Annotated in this window: 15 protein-coding genes; 10 read left to right on the top strand and 5 right to left on the bottom strand. The window is 71.8% G+C overall.

Annotation, left to right across the window (positions count from 1 at the left end; genetic code table 11):
• Positions 1-46 precede the first annotated feature (46 nt).
• Both B079_RS0106685 and B079_RS0106690 read left to right on the top strand, forming a co-directional pair.
• On the top strand, positions 47-2,332 hold the full coding sequence (locus B079_RS0106685; protein ID WP_018545004.1) for an ATP-dependent RecD-like DNA helicase: 2,286 nt from the start codon (positions 47-49) through the stop codon (positions 2,330-2,332).
• A gap of 196 nt (positions 2,333-2,528) precedes the next feature.
• Complete coding sequence (locus B079_RS0106690) at positions 2,529-3,818, top strand: citrate synthase (protein WP_018545005.1); 1,290 nt, start codon at positions 2,529-2,531, stop codon at positions 3,816-3,818.
• A 629-nt stretch (positions 3,819-4,447) separates the two neighbouring features.
• Here the strand turns inward: B079_RS0106690 and B079_RS0106695 are convergent.
• The 4 genes from B079_RS0106695 to B079_RS0106710 all read right to left on the bottom strand — a co-directional run bounded on the left by B079_RS0106695 (position 4,448) and on the right by B079_RS0106710 (position 8,715).
• A complete protein-coding gene (locus B079_RS0106695; RefSeq protein ID WP_018545006.1) occupies positions 4,448-6,700 on the bottom strand; it encodes a heavy metal translocating P-type ATPase in 2,253 nt (750 codons plus the stop codon).
• A 125-nt stretch (positions 6,701-6,825) separates the two neighbouring features.
• Positions 6,826-7,065, bottom strand: a complete 240-nt coding sequence (locus B079_RS0106700; protein ID WP_018545007.1) for a heavy-metal-associated domain-containing protein — start codon at positions 7,063-7,065, stop codon at positions 6,826-6,828.
• Between the two features lie 241 nt (positions 7,066-7,306).
• A complete protein-coding gene (locus tag B079_RS0106705) occupies positions 7,307-7,504 on the bottom strand; it encodes a helix-turn-helix transcriptional regulator (RefSeq protein WP_018545008.1) in 198 nt (65 codons plus the stop codon).
• A gap of 296 nt (positions 7,505-7,800) precedes the next feature.
• Positions 7,801-8,715, bottom strand: coding sequence for a sugar phosphate isomerase/epimerase family protein (locus B079_RS0106710; RefSeq protein ID WP_018545009.1), 915 nt, complete (start codon positions 8,713-8,715; stop codon positions 7,801-7,803).
• A gap of 127 nt (positions 8,716-8,842) precedes the next feature.
• Between B079_RS0106710 and iolC the strand changes: the two genes are divergently transcribed.
• From iolC to B079_RS0106750, 8 genes are all read left to right on the top strand, one after another.
• Entirely contained in the window at positions 8,843-9,793 is a 951-nt protein-coding gene (gene iolC, locus B079_RS0106715; protein ID WP_018545010.1) for a 5-dehydro-2-deoxygluconokinase, read from the top strand.
• A 29-nt stretch (positions 9,794-9,822) separates the two neighbouring features.
• Complete coding sequence (locus B079_RS0106720; RefSeq protein ID WP_026248423.1) at positions 9,823-10,707, top strand: Cgl0159 family (beta/alpha)8-fold protein; 885 nt, start codon at positions 9,823-9,825, stop codon at positions 10,705-10,707.
• 7 nt (positions 10,708-10,714) lie between these two features.
• The gene (gene iolB / locus B079_RS0106725) at positions 10,715-11,560 is read left to right on the top strand and encodes a 5-deoxy-glucuronate isomerase (RefSeq protein ID WP_018545012.1); all 846 of its coding nucleotides are present in this window, start codon (positions 10,715-10,717) and stop codon (positions 11,558-11,560) included.
• The gene (gene iolD / locus B079_RS0106730; protein WP_199779880.1) at positions 11,515-13,434 is read left to right on the top strand and encodes a 3D-(3,5/4)-trihydroxycyclohexane-1,2-dione acylhydrolase (decyclizing); all 1,920 of its coding nucleotides are present in this window, start codon (positions 11,515-11,517) and stop codon (positions 13,432-13,434) included. The genes iolB and iolD overlap by 46 nt, the downstream gene beginning before the upstream one ends.
• A 16-nt stretch (positions 13,435-13,450) precedes the next feature.
• The gene (gene mmsA, locus B079_RS0106735; RefSeq protein WP_018545014.1) at positions 13,451-14,953 is read left to right on the top strand and encodes a CoA-acylating methylmalonate-semialdehyde dehydrogenase; all 1,503 of its coding nucleotides are present in this window, start codon (positions 13,451-13,453) and stop codon (positions 14,951-14,953) included.
• A gap of 302 nt (positions 14,954-15,255) precedes the next feature.
• Positions 15,256-16,656: an APC family permease gene (locus B079_RS0106740; protein ID WP_018545015.1), complete on the top strand. Its 1,401-nt coding sequence runs from the start codon at positions 15,256-15,258 to the stop codon at positions 16,654-16,656.
• Between the two features lie 124 nt (positions 16,657-16,780).
• Entirely contained in the window at positions 16,781-19,420 is a 2,640-nt protein-coding gene (locus B079_RS0106745) for an alpha/beta fold hydrolase (protein WP_026248424.1), read from the top strand.
• On the top strand, positions 19,417-20,280 hold the full coding sequence (locus B079_RS0106750; RefSeq protein WP_018545017.1) for an ABC transporter permease: 864 nt from the start codon (positions 19,417-19,419) through the stop codon (positions 20,278-20,280). The genes B079_RS0106745 and B079_RS0106750 overlap by 4 nt, the downstream gene beginning before the upstream one ends.
• A 135-nt stretch (positions 20,281-20,415) precedes the next feature.
• On the opposite strand, the gene B079_RS0106755 is transcribed toward B079_RS0106750, so the two are convergent.
• Complete coding sequence (locus B079_RS0106755; protein WP_018545018.1) at positions 20,416-20,823, bottom strand: rodlin; 408 nt, start codon at positions 20,821-20,823, stop codon at positions 20,416-20,418.
• Positions 20,824-20,947: the final 124 nt, after the last annotated feature.

Genomic DNA, 20,947 nt, shown 5'->3' on the forward strand with positions numbered 1-20,947 from the left:
CCCGCTTCGCCCGCCCCTGTCACCCCGCACCGATACGGTCACCCTCATGGCCCAACAGTCGGGAACCCCCACCGGCGAGCACCGCACGGCTCAGCTCGAAGGGGTGCTGGAACGCATCACCTACGCCAACGAGGAGACGGGCTACACGGTCGCCCGCGTCGACACCGGCCGGGGCGGCGCCGACCTGCTCACCGTCGTCGGCGCGCTGCTCGGCGCCCAGGTGGGGGAGTCGCTGCGGATGGCGGGGCGCTGGGGCTCCCACCCGCAGTACGGCAAGCAGTTCCACGTCGAGAACTACACGACCGTCCTGCCCGCCACCGTCCAGGGCATCCGGCGCTACCTCGGCTCCGGCCTGGTCAAGGGCATCGGACCGGTCTTCGCGGACCGCATCACCCAGCACTTCGGCACCGACACCCTGCGGATCATCGAGGAGGAGCCGAAGCGGCTCATCGAGGTCCCCGGGCTCGGCCCCAAGCGCACCCGGAAGATCGCCGACGCCTGGGAGGAACAGAAGGCGATCAAGGAGGTCATGCTCTTCCTCCAGACCGTCGAGGTGTCGACCTCCATCGCCGTGCGGATCTACAAGAAGTACGGCGACGCGTCGATCTCGGTCGTGAAGAACCAGCCCTACCGGCTCGCCTCCGACGTCTGGGGCATCGGCTTCCTCACCGCCGACAAGATCGCCCAGTCCGTCGGCATCCCGCACGACAGCCCCGAACGCGTCAAGGCGGGCCTCCAGTACGCCCTGTCCCAGTCCACCGACCAGGGCCACTGCTACCTCCCCGAGGAACGCCTCATCGCCGACGCGGTCAAGCTGCTCCAGGTCGACACCGGTCTGGTCATCGAGTGCCTGGCCGAACTCGCGGACCCGGCCCAGGAAGAGCCCGGAGTCGTGCGCGAGAAGGTCCCCGGACCCGACGGGGGCGAGGAGGTCACCGCCGTCTATCTCGTCCCCTTCCACCGCGCCGAACTCTCCCTCGCCGCCCAGCTGTCGCGCCTGCTGCGCACCGGCGAGGACCGGATGCCCGCCTTCCGCGACGTGGCCTGGGACAAGGCGCTCGGCTGGCTGAAGGGCCGTACCGGCGCAGAGCTCGCGCCCGAACAGGAGGCCGCCGTACGGCTCGCGCTCACCGAGAAGGTCGCCGTGCTCACCGGCGGCCCCGGCTGCGGCAAGTCCTTCACCGTGCGCTCGATCGTGGAGCTGGCCCGCGCCAAACGCGCCAAGGTCCTGCTCGCCGCCCCCACCGGACGCGCCGCCAAGCGCCTGGCCGAGCTGACCGGCGCCGAAGCCTCCACCGTCCACCGGCTGCTGGAGCTGAAGCCCGGCGGCGACGCCGCCTACGACCGCGAACGCCCGCTGGACGCCGACCTGGTGGTGGTCGACGAGGCGTCCATGCTCGACCTCCTCCTCGCCAACAAACTGGTCAAGGCCGTCCCCCCGGGCGCCCATCTCCTCTTCGTCGGGGACGTGGACCAGCTGCCCAGCGTCGGCGCCGGAGAGGTGCTGCGCGATCTGCTCGCCGAGGGCGGCCCGGTGCCCGCCGTCCGGCTCACCCGGGTCTTCCGCCAGGCCCAGCAGTCCGGCGTGGTCACCAACGCGCACCGGATCAACGCCGGGCAGCATCCGCTCACCGACGGGCTGAAGGACTTCTTCCTCTTCGTGGAGGACGACACCGAGGAGGCCGGGCGGCTCACCGTCGACGTGGCAGCCCGCCGCGTCCCGGCCCGCTTCGGGCTCGACCCGCGCCGCGACGTGCAGGTGCTCGCCCCGATGCACCGGGGCCCGGCGGGCGCGGGCACCCTCAACGGCCTGCTCCAGCAGGCCATCACGCCCGGACGCCCCGACGTCCCGGAGAAGCGGTTCGGCGGCCGGGTCTTCCGCGTCGGCGACAAGGTCACCCAGATTCGCAACAATTACGACAAGGGCGAGAACGGCGTCTTCAACGGCACCGTCGGCGTGGTCACCTCCCTCGATCCGGTCGAGCAGCGTCTGACGGTCCGTACCGACGAGGACGAGGAGGTGGGCTACGACTTCGACGAACTGGACGAACTGGCCCACGCCTACGCCGTGACCATCCACCGTTCGCAGGGCAGTGAATACCCGGCGGTGGTGATCCCGGTCACCACCAGCGCCTGGACCATGCTCCAGCGCAACCTGCTCTACACGGCGGTCACCCGGGCCAAGCGGCTGGTCGTCCTGGTCGGCTCGCGCAAGGCGATCGGCCAGGCCGTACGCACCGTCTCGGCCGGTCGGCGGTGCACCGCGCTGGACTTCCGGCTGGCCCCGCGAGCCGCCCGCGAACCCGCCCGCGAAACGGTCCTGGAAAAATGATCGATCAAAGGAGTCACGAAGGTCACAGAGCACTTCCGGAAGGTCCGCGCAGACGGCAGGATGTGCAGGTTGACGGCACTGAGTGCCGCCAGCGGGCCAAGTGGCGACCCCGAGTGCACTCTCCTGAGCCAAATGGGGGATGGTAGAGACAGTCAGGGCACCTCGAAGATGAGGCACTAAGTCGGTGAGGGAAGACGTGAGCGACAACTCTGTAGTACTGCGGGTCGGCGACGGCGAGTACACCTATCCGGTGGTCGACAGCACCGTCGGTGACAAGGGCTTCGACATCGGGAAGCTCCGCGCCCAGACTGGTCTGGTCACCCTGGACAGCGGCTACGGCAACACGGCCGCGTACAAATCCGCGGTCACCTACCTCGACGGCGAGGCGGGCATCCTCCGCTACCGCGGCTACCCGATCGAGCAGCTGGCCGAGCGCTCCACCTTCCTCGAGGTGGCGTACCTGCTCATCAACGGCGAGCTGCCCACCGTCGACGAGCTGACGACGTTCAAGAACGACATCACGCGGCACACCCTGCTGCACGAGGACGTCAAGAACTTCTACCGGGGCTTCCCCCGCGACGCCCACCCGATGGCCATGCTGTCCTCGGTCGTCTCGGCGCTGTCCACCTTCTACCAGGACAGCCACAACCCCTTCGACGAGCAGCAGCGCGACCTCTCCACGATCCGCCTGCTCGCCAAGCTGCCGACGATCGCGGCGTACGCCTACAAGAAGTCGATCGGCCACCCGTTCGTCTACCCGCGCAACGACCTCGGCTACGTCGAGAACTTCCTGCGCATGACGTTCTCGGTCCCGGCCCAGGAGTACGACCTCGACCCGGTCGTGGTCTCCGCGCTCGACAAGCTGCTGATCCTGCACGCGGACCACGAGCAGAACTGTTCGACCTCCACGGTCCGCCTGGTCGGCTCCTCGCAGGCCAACATGTTCGCCTCCATCTCCGCGGGCATCAACGCGCTGTGGGGCCCGCTGCACGGCGGCGCCAACCAGTCGGTCCTGGAGATGCTGGAGGACATCCAGGCCAACGGCGGCGACGTCGACTCCTTCATCCGCAAGGTGAAGAACAAGGAGGACGGCGTCCGCCTGATGGGCTTCGGCCACCGGGTGTACAAGTCCTTCGACCCGCGCGCCAAGATCATCAAGGCCGCCGCGCACGACGTCCTCTCCGCGCTCGGCAAGTCCGACGAGCTGCTGGACATCGCGCTCAAGCTGGAGGAGCACGCGCTCTCCGACGACTACTTCGTCTCGCGCAACCTCTACCCGAACGTCGACTTCTACACCGGCCTGATCTACCGGGCCATGGGCTTCCCGACCGAGATGTTCACGGTCCTGTTCGCCCTCGGCCGTCTGCCGGGCTGGATCGCCCAGTGGACCGAGATGATCAAGGAGCCCGGCTCCCGCATCGGCCGCCCGCGCCAGATCTACACGGGCGTGGTGGAGCGCGACTTCATCCCGGTGGAGGAGCGCTGACCTCGGCGCCGTAAGGCGTTGATCTCCGGGGTGCCCCGCGGCGCCCCGGAGGCTGAGCTTCACAAAGAGCTGGGCTTCAAACAGAAAGAAGAAGGCGCCCTGGCGCGTCGGTCCCCCCACGGGCCGACGTCCAGGGCGCCTTCCCATGCCCCGGTGCGGATTCCCCCCACGGGATCCGGGCCGGGCGCTCGGAGAGGGCAGCGCCTGAATTCGCTGCCTGAGCAGGGCGGGCGAACCCACCGCGCTCCAGTGATGCACAACGGTTGCGGTCTGCCGGGACAGCGCACGCTGGGAGGGCCGCTCAAAGCTTCCCGGTGTACGTGCCCCGGCAACGCATCTCTGGAGAAGTCCCCCAAGACGACTCCAGATGCCAGCCGGCGCCCCCCAAGACGCTGGACTGACACCGCCAACTTAGACCTTCGAACCCCTTCGATGGTTACGTTCGCATCACTGTGATCTGCGTCTCTTGCATATGTCCTTTAGGTGCACAAGAGCCCCGATACGACGATCGGGTGCCCCAGCGTAAGGATGATGCGCGAGCCTTGTGAAGAGCTTATGTGAGGCGCGGGCCCGACTCTAGGGGGACTCTTACTTCTCCCGGCCCGAACCGCCGGTAACCAGGGGGTATTTCAGGCAAAGCGGCGCAGCCGCAGGCTGTTCGTGACGACGAACACGGACGAGAAGGCCATCGCGGCCCCCGCGATCATGGGGTTCAGCAGCCCCGCGGCGGCCAGCGGCAGCGCGGCGACGTTGTACCCGAAGGCCCACACCAGGTTTCCCTTGATGGTGGCGAGGGTCTTGCGGGACAGCCGGATGGCGTCCGCGGCCACCCGCAGATCGCCGCGCACCAGGGTCAGATCGCCCGCCTCGATGGCCGCGTCGGTCCCGGTGCCCATGGCGAGTCCGAGGTCCGCGGCGGCGAGGGCCGCCGCGTCGTTGACGCCGTCCCCCACCATGGCCACGGTCCGCCCCTCGCGCTGGAGGCGCCGTACCGCCTCCACCTTGTCCTCGGGGAGGACGTCCGCGATCACCTCGTCGATGCCGACTTCCCGCGCGACCGTCTTTGCGACCGTGCGGTTGTCGCCGGTGAGCAGGACCGGGGTGAGGCCGAGGGCGCGCAGCGCGCGCACCGCCTCGGCGCTGGTGTCCTTGACCGCGTCCGCGACGGCCAGCACCGCGCGGGCGCGCCCGTCCCAGCTGACCGCGACGGCCGTACGGCCCGCCTCCTCGGTCAGGGCGCGGGCGGCGACCAGTTCCTCGAACAGCTTGTGGTCGAGGCGCCCCACGACCACGTCATGGCCCTCCACACGGCCGCGTACGCCCCGTCCGGGGACGTTCTCGAAGTGCTCGACCGGCGGCAGCGTGCCGACCCGCTCCTCCGCGCCTGCGGCGATCGCGCGCGCTACAGGGTGCTCGGAGGCGTGCTCCAGGGCTCCGGCGAGCCGCAGCACCTCCGTCTCGTCCTCGCCGAAGGCGGTGTGCACCTCCTGGAGGGTCATCCGGCCGGTGGTGACGGTGCCGGTCTTGTCCAGCAGGACGGTGTCGACGCGGCGCGTGGACTCCAGGACCTCGGGGCCCTTGATGAGGATGCCGAGCTGGGCGCCCCGCCCGGTGCCGACCATCAGCGCGGTCGGGGTGGCGAGGCCGAGCGCGCACGGGCAGGCGATGATCAGGACGGCGACGGCGGCGGTGAACGCGGCGGCCGTGTCCCCGGTGACCCCGAGCCAGACCCCGAAGGTGCCGAGCGCGATCAGGATGACGACGGGCACGAACACGGCGGAGATCCGGTCGGCGAGCCGCTGCACCTGCGCCTTGCCGTTCTGCGCGTCCTCCACCAGGCGGGCCATCCGGGCGAGCTGGGTGTCCGCGCCCACCCGGGTCGCCTCCACCACCAGGCGGCCACCCGCGTTGACGGTCGCGCCGGTGACCTTGTCGCCGGGGCCCACGTCCACGGGGACGGACTCGCCGGTCAGCATGGAGGCGTCCACGGCCGAGACGCCCTCGGCCACGGTGCCGTCGGTGGCGATCTTCTCGCCGGGCCGTACGATGAACCGGTCGCCCACGGCCAGCGAGGACACCGGCACCCGCACCTCGCGGCCCGCGCGCAGGACGGTCACGTCCTTGGCGCCCAGCTCCATCAGCGCCCGCAGCGCGGCCCCCGCACGGCGCTTGGAGCGGGCCTCCAGATAGCGGCCGAGCAGGATCAGCGCGATGACACCGGAGGCGACCTCCAGATAGATCGCGGAGGCGCCCTCGGTGCGCGAGACCGTGAAGCGGAAGGAGTCGTGCATCCCGGCCATGCCCGCGTCACCGAAGAACAGCGCCCACAGCGACCAGCCGAACGCGGCCAGCGTGCCGACCGAGACCAGGGTGTCCATGGTGGCCGCGCCGTGCCGCAGATTGGTCCAGGCGGCCCGGTGGAAGGGCAGCCCGCCCCAGACGACGACGGGCGCGGCCAGGGTCAGCGAGAGCCACTGCCAGTTGGTGAACTGGAGCGCCGGGACCATGGCGAGCAGGACGACCGGGACGGCGAGGGCGACGGAGACGAGCAGCCGCTGCCTGAGCGCGGCCGTCTCCGGGTCGCGCTCCTCGGCGCTCTCCCCGGCCGTCTCCTGCGGCTCGGGCTCCGGGGGCGGCGGCTCCTCGGCGGTGTAGCCGGTCTTCACGACGGTGGCGATCAGGTCGGCGACCCGCACGCCGGGGCCGTAGCTGACCTTGGCCTTCTCCGTGGCGTAGTTGACGGTGGCGCTCACGCCGTCCATGCGGTTGAGCTTCTTCTCCACCCGGGCGGCGCAGGACGCGCAGGTCATGCCGCCGACGAGCAGCTCGACCTGCGAGGTGGTGCCGTCCGCCTGCCGTGTCTCTTCGGTGGTGCTGGTCATGTCCGGACTCCAGACATCGGACCGGGCCGTACGGAATCCAGTATGAGCTGGTCGGTACGGCCCGGTCGGGGAAGGTGTGTCACCGGCCGCGCGCGGAGGCGTGGGCCGGGGCGTGACCGGTGCCGTCAGGCGCGGCCGGCCAGCTCGAAGCCGGCCTCGTCGACGGCGGCGCGGACGGCCTCCTCGTCGAGCGGGGCGGCGGAGACGACCGTGACCTCGCCGGTCGAGGCGACGGCCTTGACCGAGCTGACGCCGGGGATCTCGGAGATCTCGGCGGAGACGGAGCCCTCGCAGTGGCCGCAGCTCATGCCGCTCACCTGGTAGACGGCGGTGACGGAGCCCGGGGTGTCGGTCTGGGCGCTCATGTCGTTCTCCTCGTCGGACGTGCGTGGGGCGGGGCCGGTGTGGCCGGTGGGGTTCTCGGGGAACCCTCACCTCTGTCAACACTATACCCCTAGGGGGTATTCCCCAAGGGCTCCCCGATGATGGGTGAATCCTCCCGCAGCCTATGTATACGCGCGCTTTGTCGCAGTGCGGCGAACGCCCGCACACCGCCCCTCGGGGGACGATGTACGGGCGTTCGCGGTACGGGATGGTGACGGAGGCTCAGTCTCTGCGGCCACGGTTTCCGGGGCGCGAGGCGACCCAGGCGCGCACCGTGTCGGCGTACCAGTAGGGCTTGCCGCCCTCCACGAGGTCGGGCGGGGGCAGCAGGCCGTGTTTGCGATAGGACCGCACGGTGTCCGGCTGCACCCGGATGTGCGCCGCGATCTCCTTGTAGGACCAGAGCCTTCGGTCGGTCATGAGTCGCACCTCCCTGCGCGCGCGCCACGGGCACGGCCGGGGGCGGCCGTCGGGGGACCGGGCGCAGCGCTGGTGATCACAAGCCTGTGCCGACTCAACGACACAGAGTGACCACCGGGAGGGGTTTGTGGGCCGGGTGTGACGGAGGGCCCGCGTAAGCGCGACGTATGTGACAGGAGGGGTGTATTCGTGACGGAACCGCAGCCGATCAGTATGACGAGCGGCGGGCGTGGGAGATTGACGCGGCGGGGGTCCGGGTGTCCCGGCCGGTGCCGTCCGCCAACCTCCGGTGCGCGTCATACCCCGCACGAGCGCAGGAACGCCCGGGTCCGCCGCGCGATCGGCAGCGGACGGTCCGGCGCGCACGGGTACATGTCCTGCTCGACGATCGCGAACAGGTCGGTGTCCAGGCGGGCCGCCGCCTCCAGGACCGGGCCGAGCGCGGGCACCCCGGCGGGCGGCTCGCACATCACGCCCCGCGCGACCGCAGGACCGAACGGCGTGCCCTCGGCGCGCACCCCGGCCAGGATCTCCGGGTCCACCTGCTTGAGGTGGAGGTAGCCGATCCGCTCGCCGTAGGTCTCGATCAGCTTGACGCTGTCGCCGCCGCAGTAGGCGTAGTGCCCGGTGTCCAGGCAGAGCGAGACGTCGGCGGAGTCGGTGCCGTCCAGGAAACGGGTGACGTTCTCCTCGGTGTCGATGTGGGTGTCGGCGTGCGGGTGGACGGCGATCGTCAGGCCGTACCGCTCGCGCACCTCGCGGCCCAGCCGTTCGGTCAGCGAGGTGAGGTTCCGCCACTGCTCCGCCGTCAGCTCGGACGGCTCCAGCACCTCGCCGGTCTTGTCGTCGCGCCAGAAGGAGGGGATGACGACGAGATGGCGGGCGCCCGTCGCCCGGGTGAGGTCCGCGATGGCCGCGACGTGCTCCCAGGTCCTCTCCCAGACCGCCGGGCCGTGGTGCAGCCCGGTGAAGACCGTGCCCGCGGACACCTTCAGGCCGCGCCGGGCGGTCTCCTCGGCGAGCACGGCCGGATCGGTGGGCAGATAGCCGTACGGGCCCAGCTCGATCCACTCGTACCCGGCGTCCGCGACCTCGTCGAGGAAGCGCCGCCAGGGCACCTGCCGGGGGTCGTCCGGGAACCACACACCCCAGGAGTCGGGGGCCGATCCGACGCGGATACGGGACAGTGAGGAAGTCGGCAGCGACGTCATGGGCGCCAGCGTGGGCGTCTGCCGGAAGGGGTGTCAATACCTGGTCCGAATGTCCGGACAAAACATTGACAGGGCTCACCGGACCGGACTAGAACACCGGGAAGAGACCCGGGACGAAGGGGAGCCGATGGCGTACGACCTGATCACCATGGGGCGGATCGGGGTGGACCTCTACCCCCTCCAGAGCGGGGTTCCGCTCGACCGGGTGTCGTCCTTCGGCAAGTTCCTCGGCGGCTCGTCGACCAACGTCGCGGTCGCCGCCGCCCGGCTGGGGCTGCGCACCGCCGTGATCACCCGTACCGGCGCCGACCCCTTCGGCGACTACCTCCACGAGGCGCTGCGCGGCTTCGGCGTGGACGACCGCTGGGTCACTCCGGTCCCCGGACTGCCCACCCCGGTCACCTTCTGCGAGATCTTCCCGCCGGACGACTTCCCGCTCTACTTCTACCGGCAGCCCAAGGCCCCCGACCTGGAGATCCACCCCGGCGAACTCGACCTGGACGCGATCCGGGAAGCCCGCGTCTTCTGGATGACGGGGACGGGCCTGAGCGAGGAGCCGAGCCGTACGTCCACTCTCGATGCCCTCGCCCACCGCGCCCGCTCCGGGCTCACCGTCTTCGACCTGGACTGGCGGCCGATGTTTTGGCAGGACCCCGACACCGCCCGCCCCTTCTACGCCGAGGCCCTGCGCCACGCCACGGTGGCCGTCGGCAACCTGGACGAGGTGGAGATCGCCACCGGCGTCCGCGACCCGCACGCCGCCGCCGAGGCGCTGCTGGCCGCCGGGGTGGAGCTGGCCGTGGTCAAACAGGGCCCCAAGGGAGTGCTCGCGGTCAGCAGGGACGGCGAGAGCGCCGAGGTGCCCCCGCTGCCCGTCACCGTCCTCAACGGTCTCGGCGCGGGGGACGCGTTCGGCGGCGCGCTGTGCCACGGGCTGCTGGCAGGGTGGGACCTGGAGACGGTGATGCGGCACGCGAACGCGGCGGGCGCCATCGTGGCCTCGCGCCTGGAGTGCTCCTCCGCGATGCCCACCCCGGACGAGATCGAGGCCGCGCTCTCCGCCGGAGCGGTCCGGTGAGCGGGGGCCGGACCGCCGACGGCGTACGGGTGGATGTCTCCACCCTCGTCCACCTCCGCACCCGTCACCCCGAAGCCGTCGCCGAGGCCGCCGCCCGCCGCATCCGGCGTCCGCTGCTCCGGGCCAGTGAGCGGCTGCTGATCGTGGCCGCCGACCATCCCGCCCGGGGCGCGCTCGGGGCGGGCGGCCGGGAGTTCGCCATGGCCAACCGGGCCGACCTGCTGGAGCGGCTGTGTCTCGCGCTGTCCCGGCCGGGCGTGGACGGGGTGCTGGCCACCGCCGACATCCTGGACGACCTGCTGCTGCTCGGCGCCCTGGACGGCAAGGTCGTCCTGGGGTCCATGAACCGGGGCGGACTCCAGGGCGCGCGCTTCGAGCTGGACGACCGCTTCACCGGCCACCGCCCGCAGGACATCGAGCGGCTGCGCTTCGACGCGGGCAAGCTGCTGCTGCGCATCGACTACGACGACCCGGGCTCCCTGGCCACCCTGGAGAGCGCGGCCCGCGCGGTCGACGCGATGGCGGAGCGCCGACTCCCGGTGTTCATCGAGCCGTTCCTCAGCGGACGCGCCCCGGACGGACGGCTGCGCAACGATCTCTCCGCCGCGGCCGTCACCCGCTCCCTCGCCATCGCCTCCGGACTCGGCGGCACCTCCGCCTACACCTGGCTGAAGGTGCCCGTCACCGAGAACCCCGACGACATGGCCGAGGTCATGGCCACCACCACCCTGCCCGCCGTCCTGCTCGGCGGCGAGGCCGGGGGCTCGGCCGAGGAGCAGGCAGCCGCCTACGAGAAGTGGCGCGGCGCGCTCCAACTGCCCACCGTGCGCGGCCTGGTGGTCGGCCGCTCGCTGCTGTACCCGGCGGACGGCGACGTGGCCGCCGCCGTGGACACCGCCGCCGGACTGCTGTGAGGGCCGCATGACGACCAGCGACGGACTGCATCTGCCCGCCGGGACCGCGGCGAGCGGCCCCTACGTGCTCGACGTCGGCCCCACCCCAGGCCCTACTCCAGGCCCCGGCCCCGGCCGCCCCGGCTGGGCGCACACCGCCCTGCGCGTCGTCCGCCTCGAACCCGGTGCCACGCATACCTTCGACACCGGGGACACCGAGTGGATCATGCTGCCCCTGCACGGTGCATGTACCGTACAAATTGACGACACCATGTTTCGGATCCAGGGCCGGGAAAGCGTGTTCGCGCAGGTCAGCGACTTCGCGTACGCACCCCGTGACGCCCGGGTCCAGATCGCCTCCGGCGCGGGAGGCCGCTTCGCCCTGGCAGGAGCGAAGTGCGAGCGACGACTCCCCGCCCGCTACGGCCCCGCGCCGGAGGTCCCCGTCGAAGAGCGCGGCAGCGGCAGCTGCGCCCGCCGGGTGCGCAACTTCGCCGCCGCCGACACCTTCGACTGCGACCGGCTCATCGCCGTCGAGGTCATCACCCCCGGCGGCAACTGGTCCTCGTACCCGCCGCACAAGCACGACGAGCACCTGCCGGGGGAGGAGTCCGAGCTGGAGGAGATCTACTACTTCGAGATCGAGGACGGCGGCCTCGGCTACCAGCGGGTCTTCCCCTCCCGCGAGGGCGGCGCCGATGTGCTCGCCGAGGTCCGCACGGGTGACGTGGTGCTCGTCCCGGACGGCTGGCACGGCCCGTCGATCGCCCAGCCGGGCCACGCCATGTACTACCTGAACGTCATGGCGGGCCCCGGCGCCACCCGCGAATGGCGCATCCGCTTCCACCCGGACCACGCAGGGGGTTACCAGTGACCACCAGGCTCACCGTCGCGCAGGCGCTCGTCCGCTTCCTCGCCGCCCAGCACACCGAGCGCGACGGCGTCCGACGGCGGCTCATCGGCGCCACCTGGGGCATCTTCGGTCACGGCAACGTCGCGGGGATCGGCCAAGCCCTCGTAGAGAATCGGGAGTTGATGCCGTACCACCAGGGCCGCAACGAACAGGCCATGGTGCACGCGGCAGTTGGTTACGCCCGTCAGTCGAACCGCCTCTCCACCCACGCGGTCACGACCTCCATCGGCCCCGGAGCCACCAACCTCGTCACCGGCGCCGCCCTCGCCACCATCAACCACCTGCCCGTCCTCCTCCTCCCCGGCGACGTCTTCGCCACCCGCCCCGCCGACCCCGTCCTCCAGCAGCTCGAAGTCCCGTACGCGGGCGACGTGTCGGTGAACGACACCCTGCGCCCGGTCTCCCGTTACTTCGACCGGATCACCCGCCCCGAGGCCCTGATCCCCGCGGCGCTCCAGGCCGTACGGGTCCTCACCGACCCGGTGGAGACCGGCGCCGTCACCCTCGCGCTGCCGCAGGACGTGCAGGCGGAGGCGTACGACTGGCCCGAGGAGTTCTTCGCCGAACGGGTGTGGACCGTACGGCGCCCGGGGGCCGACCCGACCGAACTCGCCGAAGCGGTACGGGTGATCAGGCAGGCCCGGCGCCCTCTCGTCATCGCGGGCGGCGGGGTCCACCACAGCCGCGCCGAAGCAGCCCTCGCCGAGTTCGCCTCCGTCACCGGCATCCCGGTCGCCTCCACCCAGGCGGGCAAGGGGTCCTTGGCGTACGACCACCCCCAGGACGTGGGCGGCATCGGCCACACCGGCACCGCCACCGCCGCCGAACTCGCCCGCGCCGCCGACCTGGTGATCGGCGTCGGCACCCGGTACACCGACTTCACCACCGCCTCCGGCACCCTCTTCGAGCACCCAGGAGTGCGCTTCCTCAACCTCAACATCGCGCCCTTCGACGGCCACAAGATGTCCGGACTCCCCCTGGTCGCGGACGCCCGCAGCGGGCTCGGCGAGCTGACCGAGGCGCTGGAGATGCACGACCACCGGGTGCCGGACGCCTATGTGGCCGAGTACACCGAGGGCAAGGCCCGCTGGGAGGCCCGGGTGGACGCCTGCTTCGCCGCCGAGGACCCGGACGCGGTGCCGACCCAGCCGCAGGTCGTCGGCGCGCTCGACGCCCTGGTGGACGAGAGCGACATCATCGTGAACGCCGCCGGTTCCCTCCCCGGCGACCTGCACAAACTCTGGCGCGCCCGCTCCCGCGACCAGTACCACCTGGAGTACGGCTACTCCTGCATGGGCTACGAGATCCCGGCCGCCCTCGGTGTGAAGCTCGCCGCACCCGAGCGCAACGTCTGGGCGCTGGTGGGGGACGGGACGTATCTGATGATGCCGACCGAGATCGTCACCGCCGTGCAGGAGGGCGTGGCGATCAAGATGGTGCTCATCCAGAACCACGGGTACGCCTCCATCGGAGGGCTTTCGGAGTCGGTCGGCGCCGAGCGCTTCGGCACCGCCTACCGCCACACCGCGCCCGACGGCACCTACACCGGCGCCCCGCTGCCCGTGGACCTGGCCGCCAACGCGGCGAGCCTCGGGATGCGGGTGCTGCGGGCGCGGACGGTGGGGGAGCTGCGGGCGGCCCTCACCGAGGCGCGCGCCGCCGACACTCCCACATGTGTCTACGTGGAGACCGAAACGTCCGACAGTGTGTCGGGCGCGCCCCCGGCCGCGGCCTGGTGGGATGTTCCCGTGGCCGAGACCGCGACCAGGCCGTCCGCGGTCAAGGCACGCGAGCTGTACGAACGGCACCGGTCGGCCCGCCGCCGCCATCTGTGACAAGGAGCCCGAGGACATGACGAAGACCGTCAACCACTGGATCGGCGGCAAGACCGCCGAGGGCGCGTCGGGTACGTATGGGCCGGTCACCGACCCGGCGACCGGCGAGGTCACCACCCAGGTCGCCTTCGCCACGGCCGAGGAGGTGGACGCGGCGGTCGCCGCCGCCAGGGACGCCTTCGCGACCTGGCGCCACTCCTCGCTGGCCCAGCGCACCTCCATCCTCTTCAAGTTCCGCGCGCTGCTGGACGAGCACCGCGACGAGATCGCCGCGCTGATCACCGCCGAGCACGGCAAGGTGCACTCCGACGCGCTCGGCGAGGTCGCGCGCGGCCTGGAGATCGTGGACCTGGCCTGCGGGATCACCGTGCAGCTCAAGGGCGAGCTGTCGACGCAGGTCGCGACCAACGTCGACGTGGCCGCGATCCGCCAGCCGCTCGGTGTCGTCGCGGGCATCACGCCGTTCAACTTCCCGGCCATGGTGCCGATGTGGATGTTCCCGATCGCCGTCGCGTGCGGCAACACCTTCGTGCTGAAGCCGTCCGAGAAGGACCCGTCGGTCTCGCTCAGGATCGCCGAACTGCTGGCCGAGGCGGGGCTGCCGGACGGCGTGTTCAACGTCGTGCACGGCGACAAGGTGGCCGTCGACCGGCTCCTGGAGCACCCGGACGTGAAGGCGGTGTCGTTCGTCGGTTCGACCCCGATCGCCCGCTACATCCACACCACCGCCTCCGCCCACGGCAAGCGCGTCCAGGCGCTCGGCGGCGCCAAGAACCACATGCTGGTCCTGCCGGACGCCGACCTCGACGCGGCGGCGGACGCTGCGGTTTCGGCGGCTTACGGTTCCGCGGGCGAGCGCTGCATGGCCATCTCCGCGGTCGTCGCGGTCGGTGCCATCGGCGACGAGCTGGTGGACAAGATCCGCGAGCGCGCCGAGAAGATCAAGATCGGCCCCGGCACCGACCCCACCTCCGAGATGGGCCCGCTGATCACCAGGGCCCACCGCGACAAGGTCGCCTCCTACGTCTCCGGCGCCGCCGCCGAGGGCGCCGAGGTCGTGCTCGACGGCACCGGCTACACGGTCGAGGGGTACGAGGACGGCCACTGGATCGGCATCTCGCTGCTCGACAAGGTGCCGACGACCGCCAAGGCGTACCAGGACGAGATCTTCGGCCCGGTGCTGACCGTGCTGCGCGTGGACAGCTACGACGACGGCATCGCCCTGATCAACGCCTCCCCCTTCGGCAACGGCACCGCGATCTTCACCCGCGACGGCGGCGCCGCCCGCCGCTTCCAGCTGGAGGTCGAGGCCGGCATGGTCGGCGTCAACGTCCCGATCCCGGTCCCCGTCGGCTACCACTCCTTCGGCGGCTGGAAGGACTCCCTCTTCGGCGACCACCACATCTACGGCAACGACGGCACGCACTTCTACACCCGAGGCAAGGTCGTCACCACCCGCTGGCCCGACCCGGCCGACGCCCCGGCAGGCGTGGACCTGGGCTTCCCGCGCAACCACTGAGCCGTACACCCGACCGGGCCCGGAGGCGTGCACAGCGCCTCCGGGCCCGGTTTTTTTCGGCCCGGCACCTGCGGTTCCCGTACCGGTGACAAGCGTGGAATCACCCGCGAGATACCGCTGTATGCGTAGCAGAAGGCCCGGTTCAGCGACGGAATCCGTAGTTGAACACCCATTGACGCGCCGGTTTTCGTCGGTGTTCGATGCGGTCGCCGGGAGCGAGAGACATGCCGTACGCCACGAACCGCCGGAGGCGATAGCGCTCCCGCCCGAGCCCGCACCGCACGAGTCGATCGGACCGCCGCATGACCGACACGCTCCGCCCCGCCGAGGCCGCCGCCCCCGGGCACCCGTCCGACAGCCCCCGACAGCTCAAGCGTTCCATCGGCGTCGTCGGCGGCACCCTGCTGACGCTCTCCTGCGTGACCCCCGCCTCCACCCTCTTCGTCGTCGTCCCCGACCTCTTCGGCACCCTCGGCACCGCCACCGCGCTGACCATCGCCATCGGCTCGCTGCTCTGTATCGCCGTGGCGTTCTGCTACGCCGAGCTGGGCACCCTCATCCCGAGCGCGGGCGGCGAGTACGCCATGGTCTCCACGCTCGCCGGACGGCTCACCGGCTGGCTGGTCTTCGTGCTCTCCCTGCTGGTCGTCATGATCGTGCCGCCCGTCATCGCGATGGGCACCGCCGACTACCTCGCCCCCGTCGTCCATCTGGACCCCTCGCTCACCGGCGCCGCCGTCATGCTGCTCGCCACCCTCGCCGGACTGCTCGACCTGCGCGCCAACGCCTGGATCACCGGGATCTTCCTGGTCCTGGAGGTCATCGCCGCCGCGGTCGTCGCCGTCCTCGGGTTCGTCCACGGGCACCGCGGGCTCGGCAGCCTCGTCTCGATGCAGGTCGCGGGCGCCCACGGGCACACGGACACGGTGACCGGGGTGCTTGTCGTCTCCGGGCTCGCCATCGCCCTCTTCGTCACCCAGGGCTTCTCGACCGCCGTCTACCTCTCCGAGGAACTGGAGCACCCGCGCCGCGACGTGGCCCGCACCGTCCTCGCCACCCTCGCCATCTCCACGGTGATCATCCTGGTGCCGGTCGCCGCCATCACCCTGGGCGCCACCGACATCGAGCAGCTGACCGGCGGCGACCTCAGCTCCATGGTCACCGCCTGGTCCAACAGCGCCGTCGGCACCTTCGTCAGCCTCTGCGTCGCCCTCGCCATCGTCAACGCGGGCATCGTCATGGTCATCCAGAACTCCCGCGTCCTGTTCGCCTCCGCCCGCGACAAGGCGTGGCCCACCCCGGTCAACCGCCTCTTCTCGAAGCTCGGCCGCTTCGGCTCGCCCTGGGTCGCCACCCTCGCCGTCGGCGTCCCCGGCGCGCTGTTCTGCTTCGTCGACCTCGACACCCTCTACGGCGTCACCGGCGTCTCCGTGACCGCGATGTACCTGCTCGTCGCCGTCGCCGCCCTGCTCGGCCGCCGCGACGCCCACCGGAACACCCCCGCCTGGCGGATGCCGCTGTGGCCCGCGCTGCCCGTCCTGCTCATCGGCGTCCTCGCCTACGTCCTCACCCAGCAGGACGTCGGCCACCTGCTGTGGACCGGCGGCATCACCGCCGTCGCCACCCTCTACTGGGCGCTCTACCTCCGCCCCCGCGCCGCCACCCACTGGCTCGTCTCCCTCCCCGAGGACACCCGCCCCTGAGCCGGGCGGCCCACCGCGTACCGCACTCGCGGTACACCCGGCCGGACGCGTACGCCCCGGGGAGGGCCAGGGGTTCAGCCCGGCGGCGCCGTCCGCCGCCGCCCGGGGCCCTTACGGTGGGGTCATGGATCTTCGAGTGCCCGCGGCGCGGCTCCTGAAGGGGCCGCGCCGGACGGCCGCCGCCCTCGCCGCCGCCGTGCTGGTCGCGGTCGCCGGAACCTGGACGGCCACCGCCTCCGGCGACGACACCCCCCGCGTGCACCAGGTCAACCAGAAACTGACCACCGCCGACGGCACCCGGCTGACCACCTCCTTCTTCACCGACGGCCGCCCGGGCCGCCACCCCGCCGTCCTGCTCGCCCACGGCTTCGGCGGCAACAAGAAGGACATGCTCGACCAGGCCCGGAACTTCGCCCGGCACGGCTACGCGGTCATGACCTGGTCCGCGCGCGGCTTCGGCGGCTCCACCGGCGAGATCGGCCTCAACGACCCGAAGCACGAGGTCAAGGACGTCTCCCAGCTCATCGACTGGCTCGCCAAGCGCCCCGAGGTCCGCCTGGACGCCCCCGGCGACCCCCGCGTCGGCGTGGCCGGAGCCTCCTACGGCGGCGCCATCTCCCTGCTCGCCGCCGGACACGACCACCGCGTCGACGCCATCGCCCCCGCCGTCACCTACTGGAACCTCGCCGACGCGCTGTTCCCCGACGGCGTGTTCAAGAAGCTGTGGGCCGGGGTCTTCTTCAACTCCGGCGGCGGCTGCGAGGACTTCGAGCCCGCCCTGTGCCGGATGTACCAGCGCGTCGCCCAGTCCGGCACCCCCGACGCCGAGGCCCGCCGCCTCCTGGAGGAACGCTCCCCCTCCGCCGTCGCCACCCGCATCAAGGTGCCCACCCTCCTCTTCCAGGGCCAGACGGACTCCCTGTTCACCCTCGCCCAGTCCGACGCGGCCGAACGGGCGATCAAGGCCAACGGCGCCCCGGTGAAGACCGACTGGATCTCCGGCGGCCACGACGGCGGCGACGAGGAGACCGACCGCGTCAGCACCCGGATGCGCTCCTGGTTCGACCGCTACCTCAAGGACGACACCTCCGCCGCCACCGGCCCCGCCTTCCGCGTCACCCGCACCGGAGGCGTCGACTCCACCGACGGCACGGTGCAACTGCGCGGCGCGAGCGGCAGCGCCTACCCCGGCCTCCACTCCCACCAGCACACCGTCCAGCTCACCGGCGGCACCCAGCACGTCGCCAACCCGGCCGGGGCCGGACCGCCTGCCGTCTCCGCCCTGCCCGGCCTCGGCAGCCTGGCCCGGCTCTCCGCCCTCGGCACCGGCGTCTCCCTGGACTTCCCCGGCCAGAACGCCCACTTCGACTCCGCCCCGCTGCCCGCCACCCTCCGCGTCACCGGCTCGCCCACCGCACGCGTCCACGTGCGGGCCACCTCCGACGACGCGGTCCTCTTCGCCAAGCTCTACGACGTCGGCCCCGGCGGCACCCGCGTCCTGCCCTCCCAGCTCGTCACACCCCTGCGCGTCACCGGCGCCCGCGCGGGCAAGGACGTCACCGTCACCCTCCCGGCCGTCGACCACGAGATCCAGAAGGGCCACCGCCTCCGCCTGGTCCTCGCCTCCACCGACCTCGCCTACGCCTCCCCGACCGCCCCGGCGACGTACACCGTCTCGCTCGACGGCGCCCTGAAGGTGCCCACCGCCCCGGGCGTCACCACCGCCCGCACCCCGCTGCCCTCCTGGGTCTGGTGGCTGCCGCTCGCGGGCGCCGCCCTCGCCGCCGCCCTGCTCCTCACCGCCCGCCGCCCCAGCAGCGCCCCCGCCCCCGACCCCGAGCTGGCCGAGGTCCCGCTCGTCATCGGGGACCTGAGCAAGCGCTACGCGGGCTCCGCCGAGCGGTACGCCGTACGCGACCTGTCCTTCCGCGTAGAGAAGGGCCAGGTCCTCGGACTCCTCGGACCCAACGGCGCGGGCAAGACCACCACCCTGCGCATGCTGATGGGCCTCATCCGCCCCGACGCGGGCGAGATCCGCGTCTTCGGTCACGCCGTACGCCCCGGCGCCCCCGTCCTCTCCCGGGTCGGCGCCTTCGTGGAGGGCGCGGGCTTCCTGCCCCACCTGTCGGGCCGGGAGAACCTGGAGCTGTACTGGCGGGCCACCGGCCGCCCCGCCGAGGACGCCCAGCTGGAGGAGGCCCTGGAGATCGCGGGCCTCGGCGACGCCCTCGACCGCGCGGTGCGCACCTACTCCCAGGGCATGCGCCAGCGCCTGGCCATCGCCCAGGCCATGCTCGGCCTGCCCGACCTGCTCATCCTGGACGAGCCCACCAACGGACTCGACCCGCCCCAGATCCGCGAGATGCGCGAGGTGATGATCCGCTACGCGGCGGCCGGACGCACGGTCATCGTCTCCAGCCATCTCCTCGCCGAGGTCGAGCAGTCCTGCACCCACCTCGTGGTGATGGACCGGGGCCGCCTCGTCCAGGCGGGCCCGGTGCGCGACATCATCGGCTCCGGCGACACCCTCCTGGTCGGTACCGGCACCCCGGTGCGCGAACCGCTCGTGGAGAAGGTGGCCGCGCTGCCCGGCGTCGCCTCCGCCGTCCGCACCGAGGACGGACTCCTGGTCCGCCTGGAGCCCGGCGCCACCGCCGAGGCCCTGGTCGTGGACCTGGTCCGGCTCGAGGTGCCCGTCGCCTCCGTCGGCCCGCACCGGCGCCTGGAAGACGCCTTCCTCACCCTGATCGGAGGCTCCCCGTGAGCACGCTCACCCCGGGCGCGGACACGGCACCCGGCTACCGCCCCGTCCGCACGCTGCCCGTCCGCGTGGAGCTGATCCGCCAGCTCAAGCGGCGCCGGACGCTGGTCATGGGCCTGCTCCTGACCGCGCTGCCGTTCGTGCTGCTCGCCGCCTTCGCCATCGGCGGCGAGCCCGGCGCCCGCAGCTCCCGGATCACCCTCATGGCCACGGCCACCGACTCCGGCGCCAACTTCGCCGCCGTCGCCCTGTTCGTCTCGGCGGGCTTCCTGCTGGTCATCCCGGTCGCCCTGTTCTGCGGCGACACGGTGGCCTCCGAGGCGAACTGGTCCTCGCTGCGCTATCTGCTCGCCGCGCCCGTGCCCCGGGTACGGCTGCTGTGGTCGAAGCTCGTGGTGGCCCTCGGGATGAGCCTGGCCGCGATGGTGCTGCTGCCCGTCGTGGCCCTCGTCGCGGGCACCGCCGCCTACGGCTGGGGCCCGCTGCGCATCCCCACCGGGGGCGCGCTGGAGCCGGGGGTCGCGGTGCAGCGCCTCGCGGTCGCGGTGGCGTACCTCTTCGTGTCCCAACTGGTCACCGCCGCCCTCGCGTTCTGGCTCTCGACCCGGACGGACGCCCCGCTCGGCGCGGTCGGCGGCGCGGTGGGCCTGACCATCGTCGGCAACGTCCTGGACGCCGTCACCGCGCTCGGCGACTGGCGCGATTTCCTGCCCGCGCACTGGCAGTTCGCCTGGGCCGACGCCCTCCAGCCGCACGCCGAGTGGGCCGGGATGGCCCAGGGCGCCTCTGTCTCGGTGGCCTACGCCCTCGTCCTGTTCGCCCTGGCCTTCCGGGGGTTCGCGCGCAAGGACGTGGTGTCGTAGGGCACCGGCGGGGTGTCGTAGAGCAAGGACGTGGTGTCGTAAGGCACTTGGGCATCCGGGCGGCGAGGCGTCCGGGCACACGAAACGGCGGGCCACCGGGGAAACCGGTGGCCCGCCGTCGCGGTACGGGCTCGATCAGCCGTTGCCGGCGCCGTTGCCGGACAGGGCGGAGATGTCGTCCAGGATGTGCGACAGCGGCTCGTCGCCCTTGGCCTGGGTGGAGTTCTCCACGCACTGCTGGTTCTGCGGCGAGGACAGGATCGGGATGTCCTGGACACCGACGTTGACCAGCGCGAGCACCGACTGGGCGTTGAGCTTCGCGGGCAGGCCGATGCACGGCTTGTTCAGCGAGCCCTGGACCAGCGCGAGCTGCGGGCTCATGTCACCGAAGGTGGCCGAGTTGCCGAACGACTGCGAGGCGCCGTTGCCGCTGAACGAGGTGGTGCCGTGGTCGTCCCCGATGGCGAGGGCCTGCGGGGCGGCCACGCCCGCGAGACCGGCGACGGAGGCGGCGACAGCCGCGGTTGCCCACAGCTTCTTCATGTGCGTTCCCTTTCGAAAGGCGGACTCCGGGGAGGAGTTGCGTGATCGTCAACGGGGCGGCGGACACCGGGGTTGCGGTCTGTGCCCCTATCGGGGCAGCGCAGTGCGATGAGTTCACAAGCGC

Source organism: Streptomyces sp. LaPpAH-108, from assembly GCF_000373625.1.
In the GTDB taxonomy this organism is placed as follows: Bacteria; Actinomycetota; Actinomycetes; order Streptomycetales; family Streptomycetaceae; genus Streptomyces.

Bases quoted from the DNA above. Each gene is read 5' to 3' on its own strand.
- B079_RS0106685 (WP_018545004.1), top strand. From the start codon at position 47: ATGGCCCAACAGTCGGGAACCCCCACCGGCGAGCACCGCACGGCTCAG.
- B079_RS0106695 (WP_018545006.1), bottom strand. From the start codon at position 6,700: ATGACCAGCACCACCGAAGAGACACGGCAGGCGGACGGCACCACCTCG.
- B079_RS0106700 (WP_018545007.1), bottom strand. From the start codon at position 7,065: ATGAGCGCCCAGACCGACACCCCGGGCTCCGTCACCGCCGTCTACCAG.
- B079_RS0106705 (WP_018545008.1), bottom strand. From the start codon at position 7,504: ATGACCGACCGAAGGCTCTGGTCCTACAAGGAGATCGCGGCGCACATC.
- B079_RS0106710 (WP_018545009.1), bottom strand. From the start codon at position 8,715: ATGACGTCGCTGCCGACTTCCTCACTGTCCCGTATCCGCGTCGGATCG.
- iolC (WP_018545010.1), top strand. From the start codon at position 8,843: ATGGCGTACGACCTGATCACCATGGGGCGGATCGGGGTGGACCTCTAC.
- iolB (WP_018545012.1), top strand. From the start codon at position 10,715: ATGACGACCAGCGACGGACTGCATCTGCCCGCCGGGACCGCGGCGAGC.
- iolD (WP_199779880.1), top strand. From the start codon at position 11,515: ATGGCGCATCCGCTTCCACCCGGACCACGCAGGGGGTTACCAGTGACC.
- mmsA (WP_018545014.1), top strand. From the start codon at position 13,451: ATGACGAAGACCGTCAACCACTGGATCGGCGGCAAGACCGCCGAGGGC.
- B079_RS0106740 (WP_018545015.1), top strand. From the start codon at position 15,256: ATGACCGACACGCTCCGCCCCGCCGAGGCCGCCGCCCCCGGGCACCCG.
- B079_RS0106745 (WP_026248424.1), top strand. From the start codon at position 16,781: ATGGATCTTCGAGTGCCCGCGGCGCGGCTCCTGAAGGGGCCGCGCCGG.
- B079_RS0106755 (WP_018545018.1), bottom strand. From the start codon at position 20,823: ATGAAGAAGCTGTGGGCAACCGCGGCTGTCGCCGCCTCCGTCGCCGGT.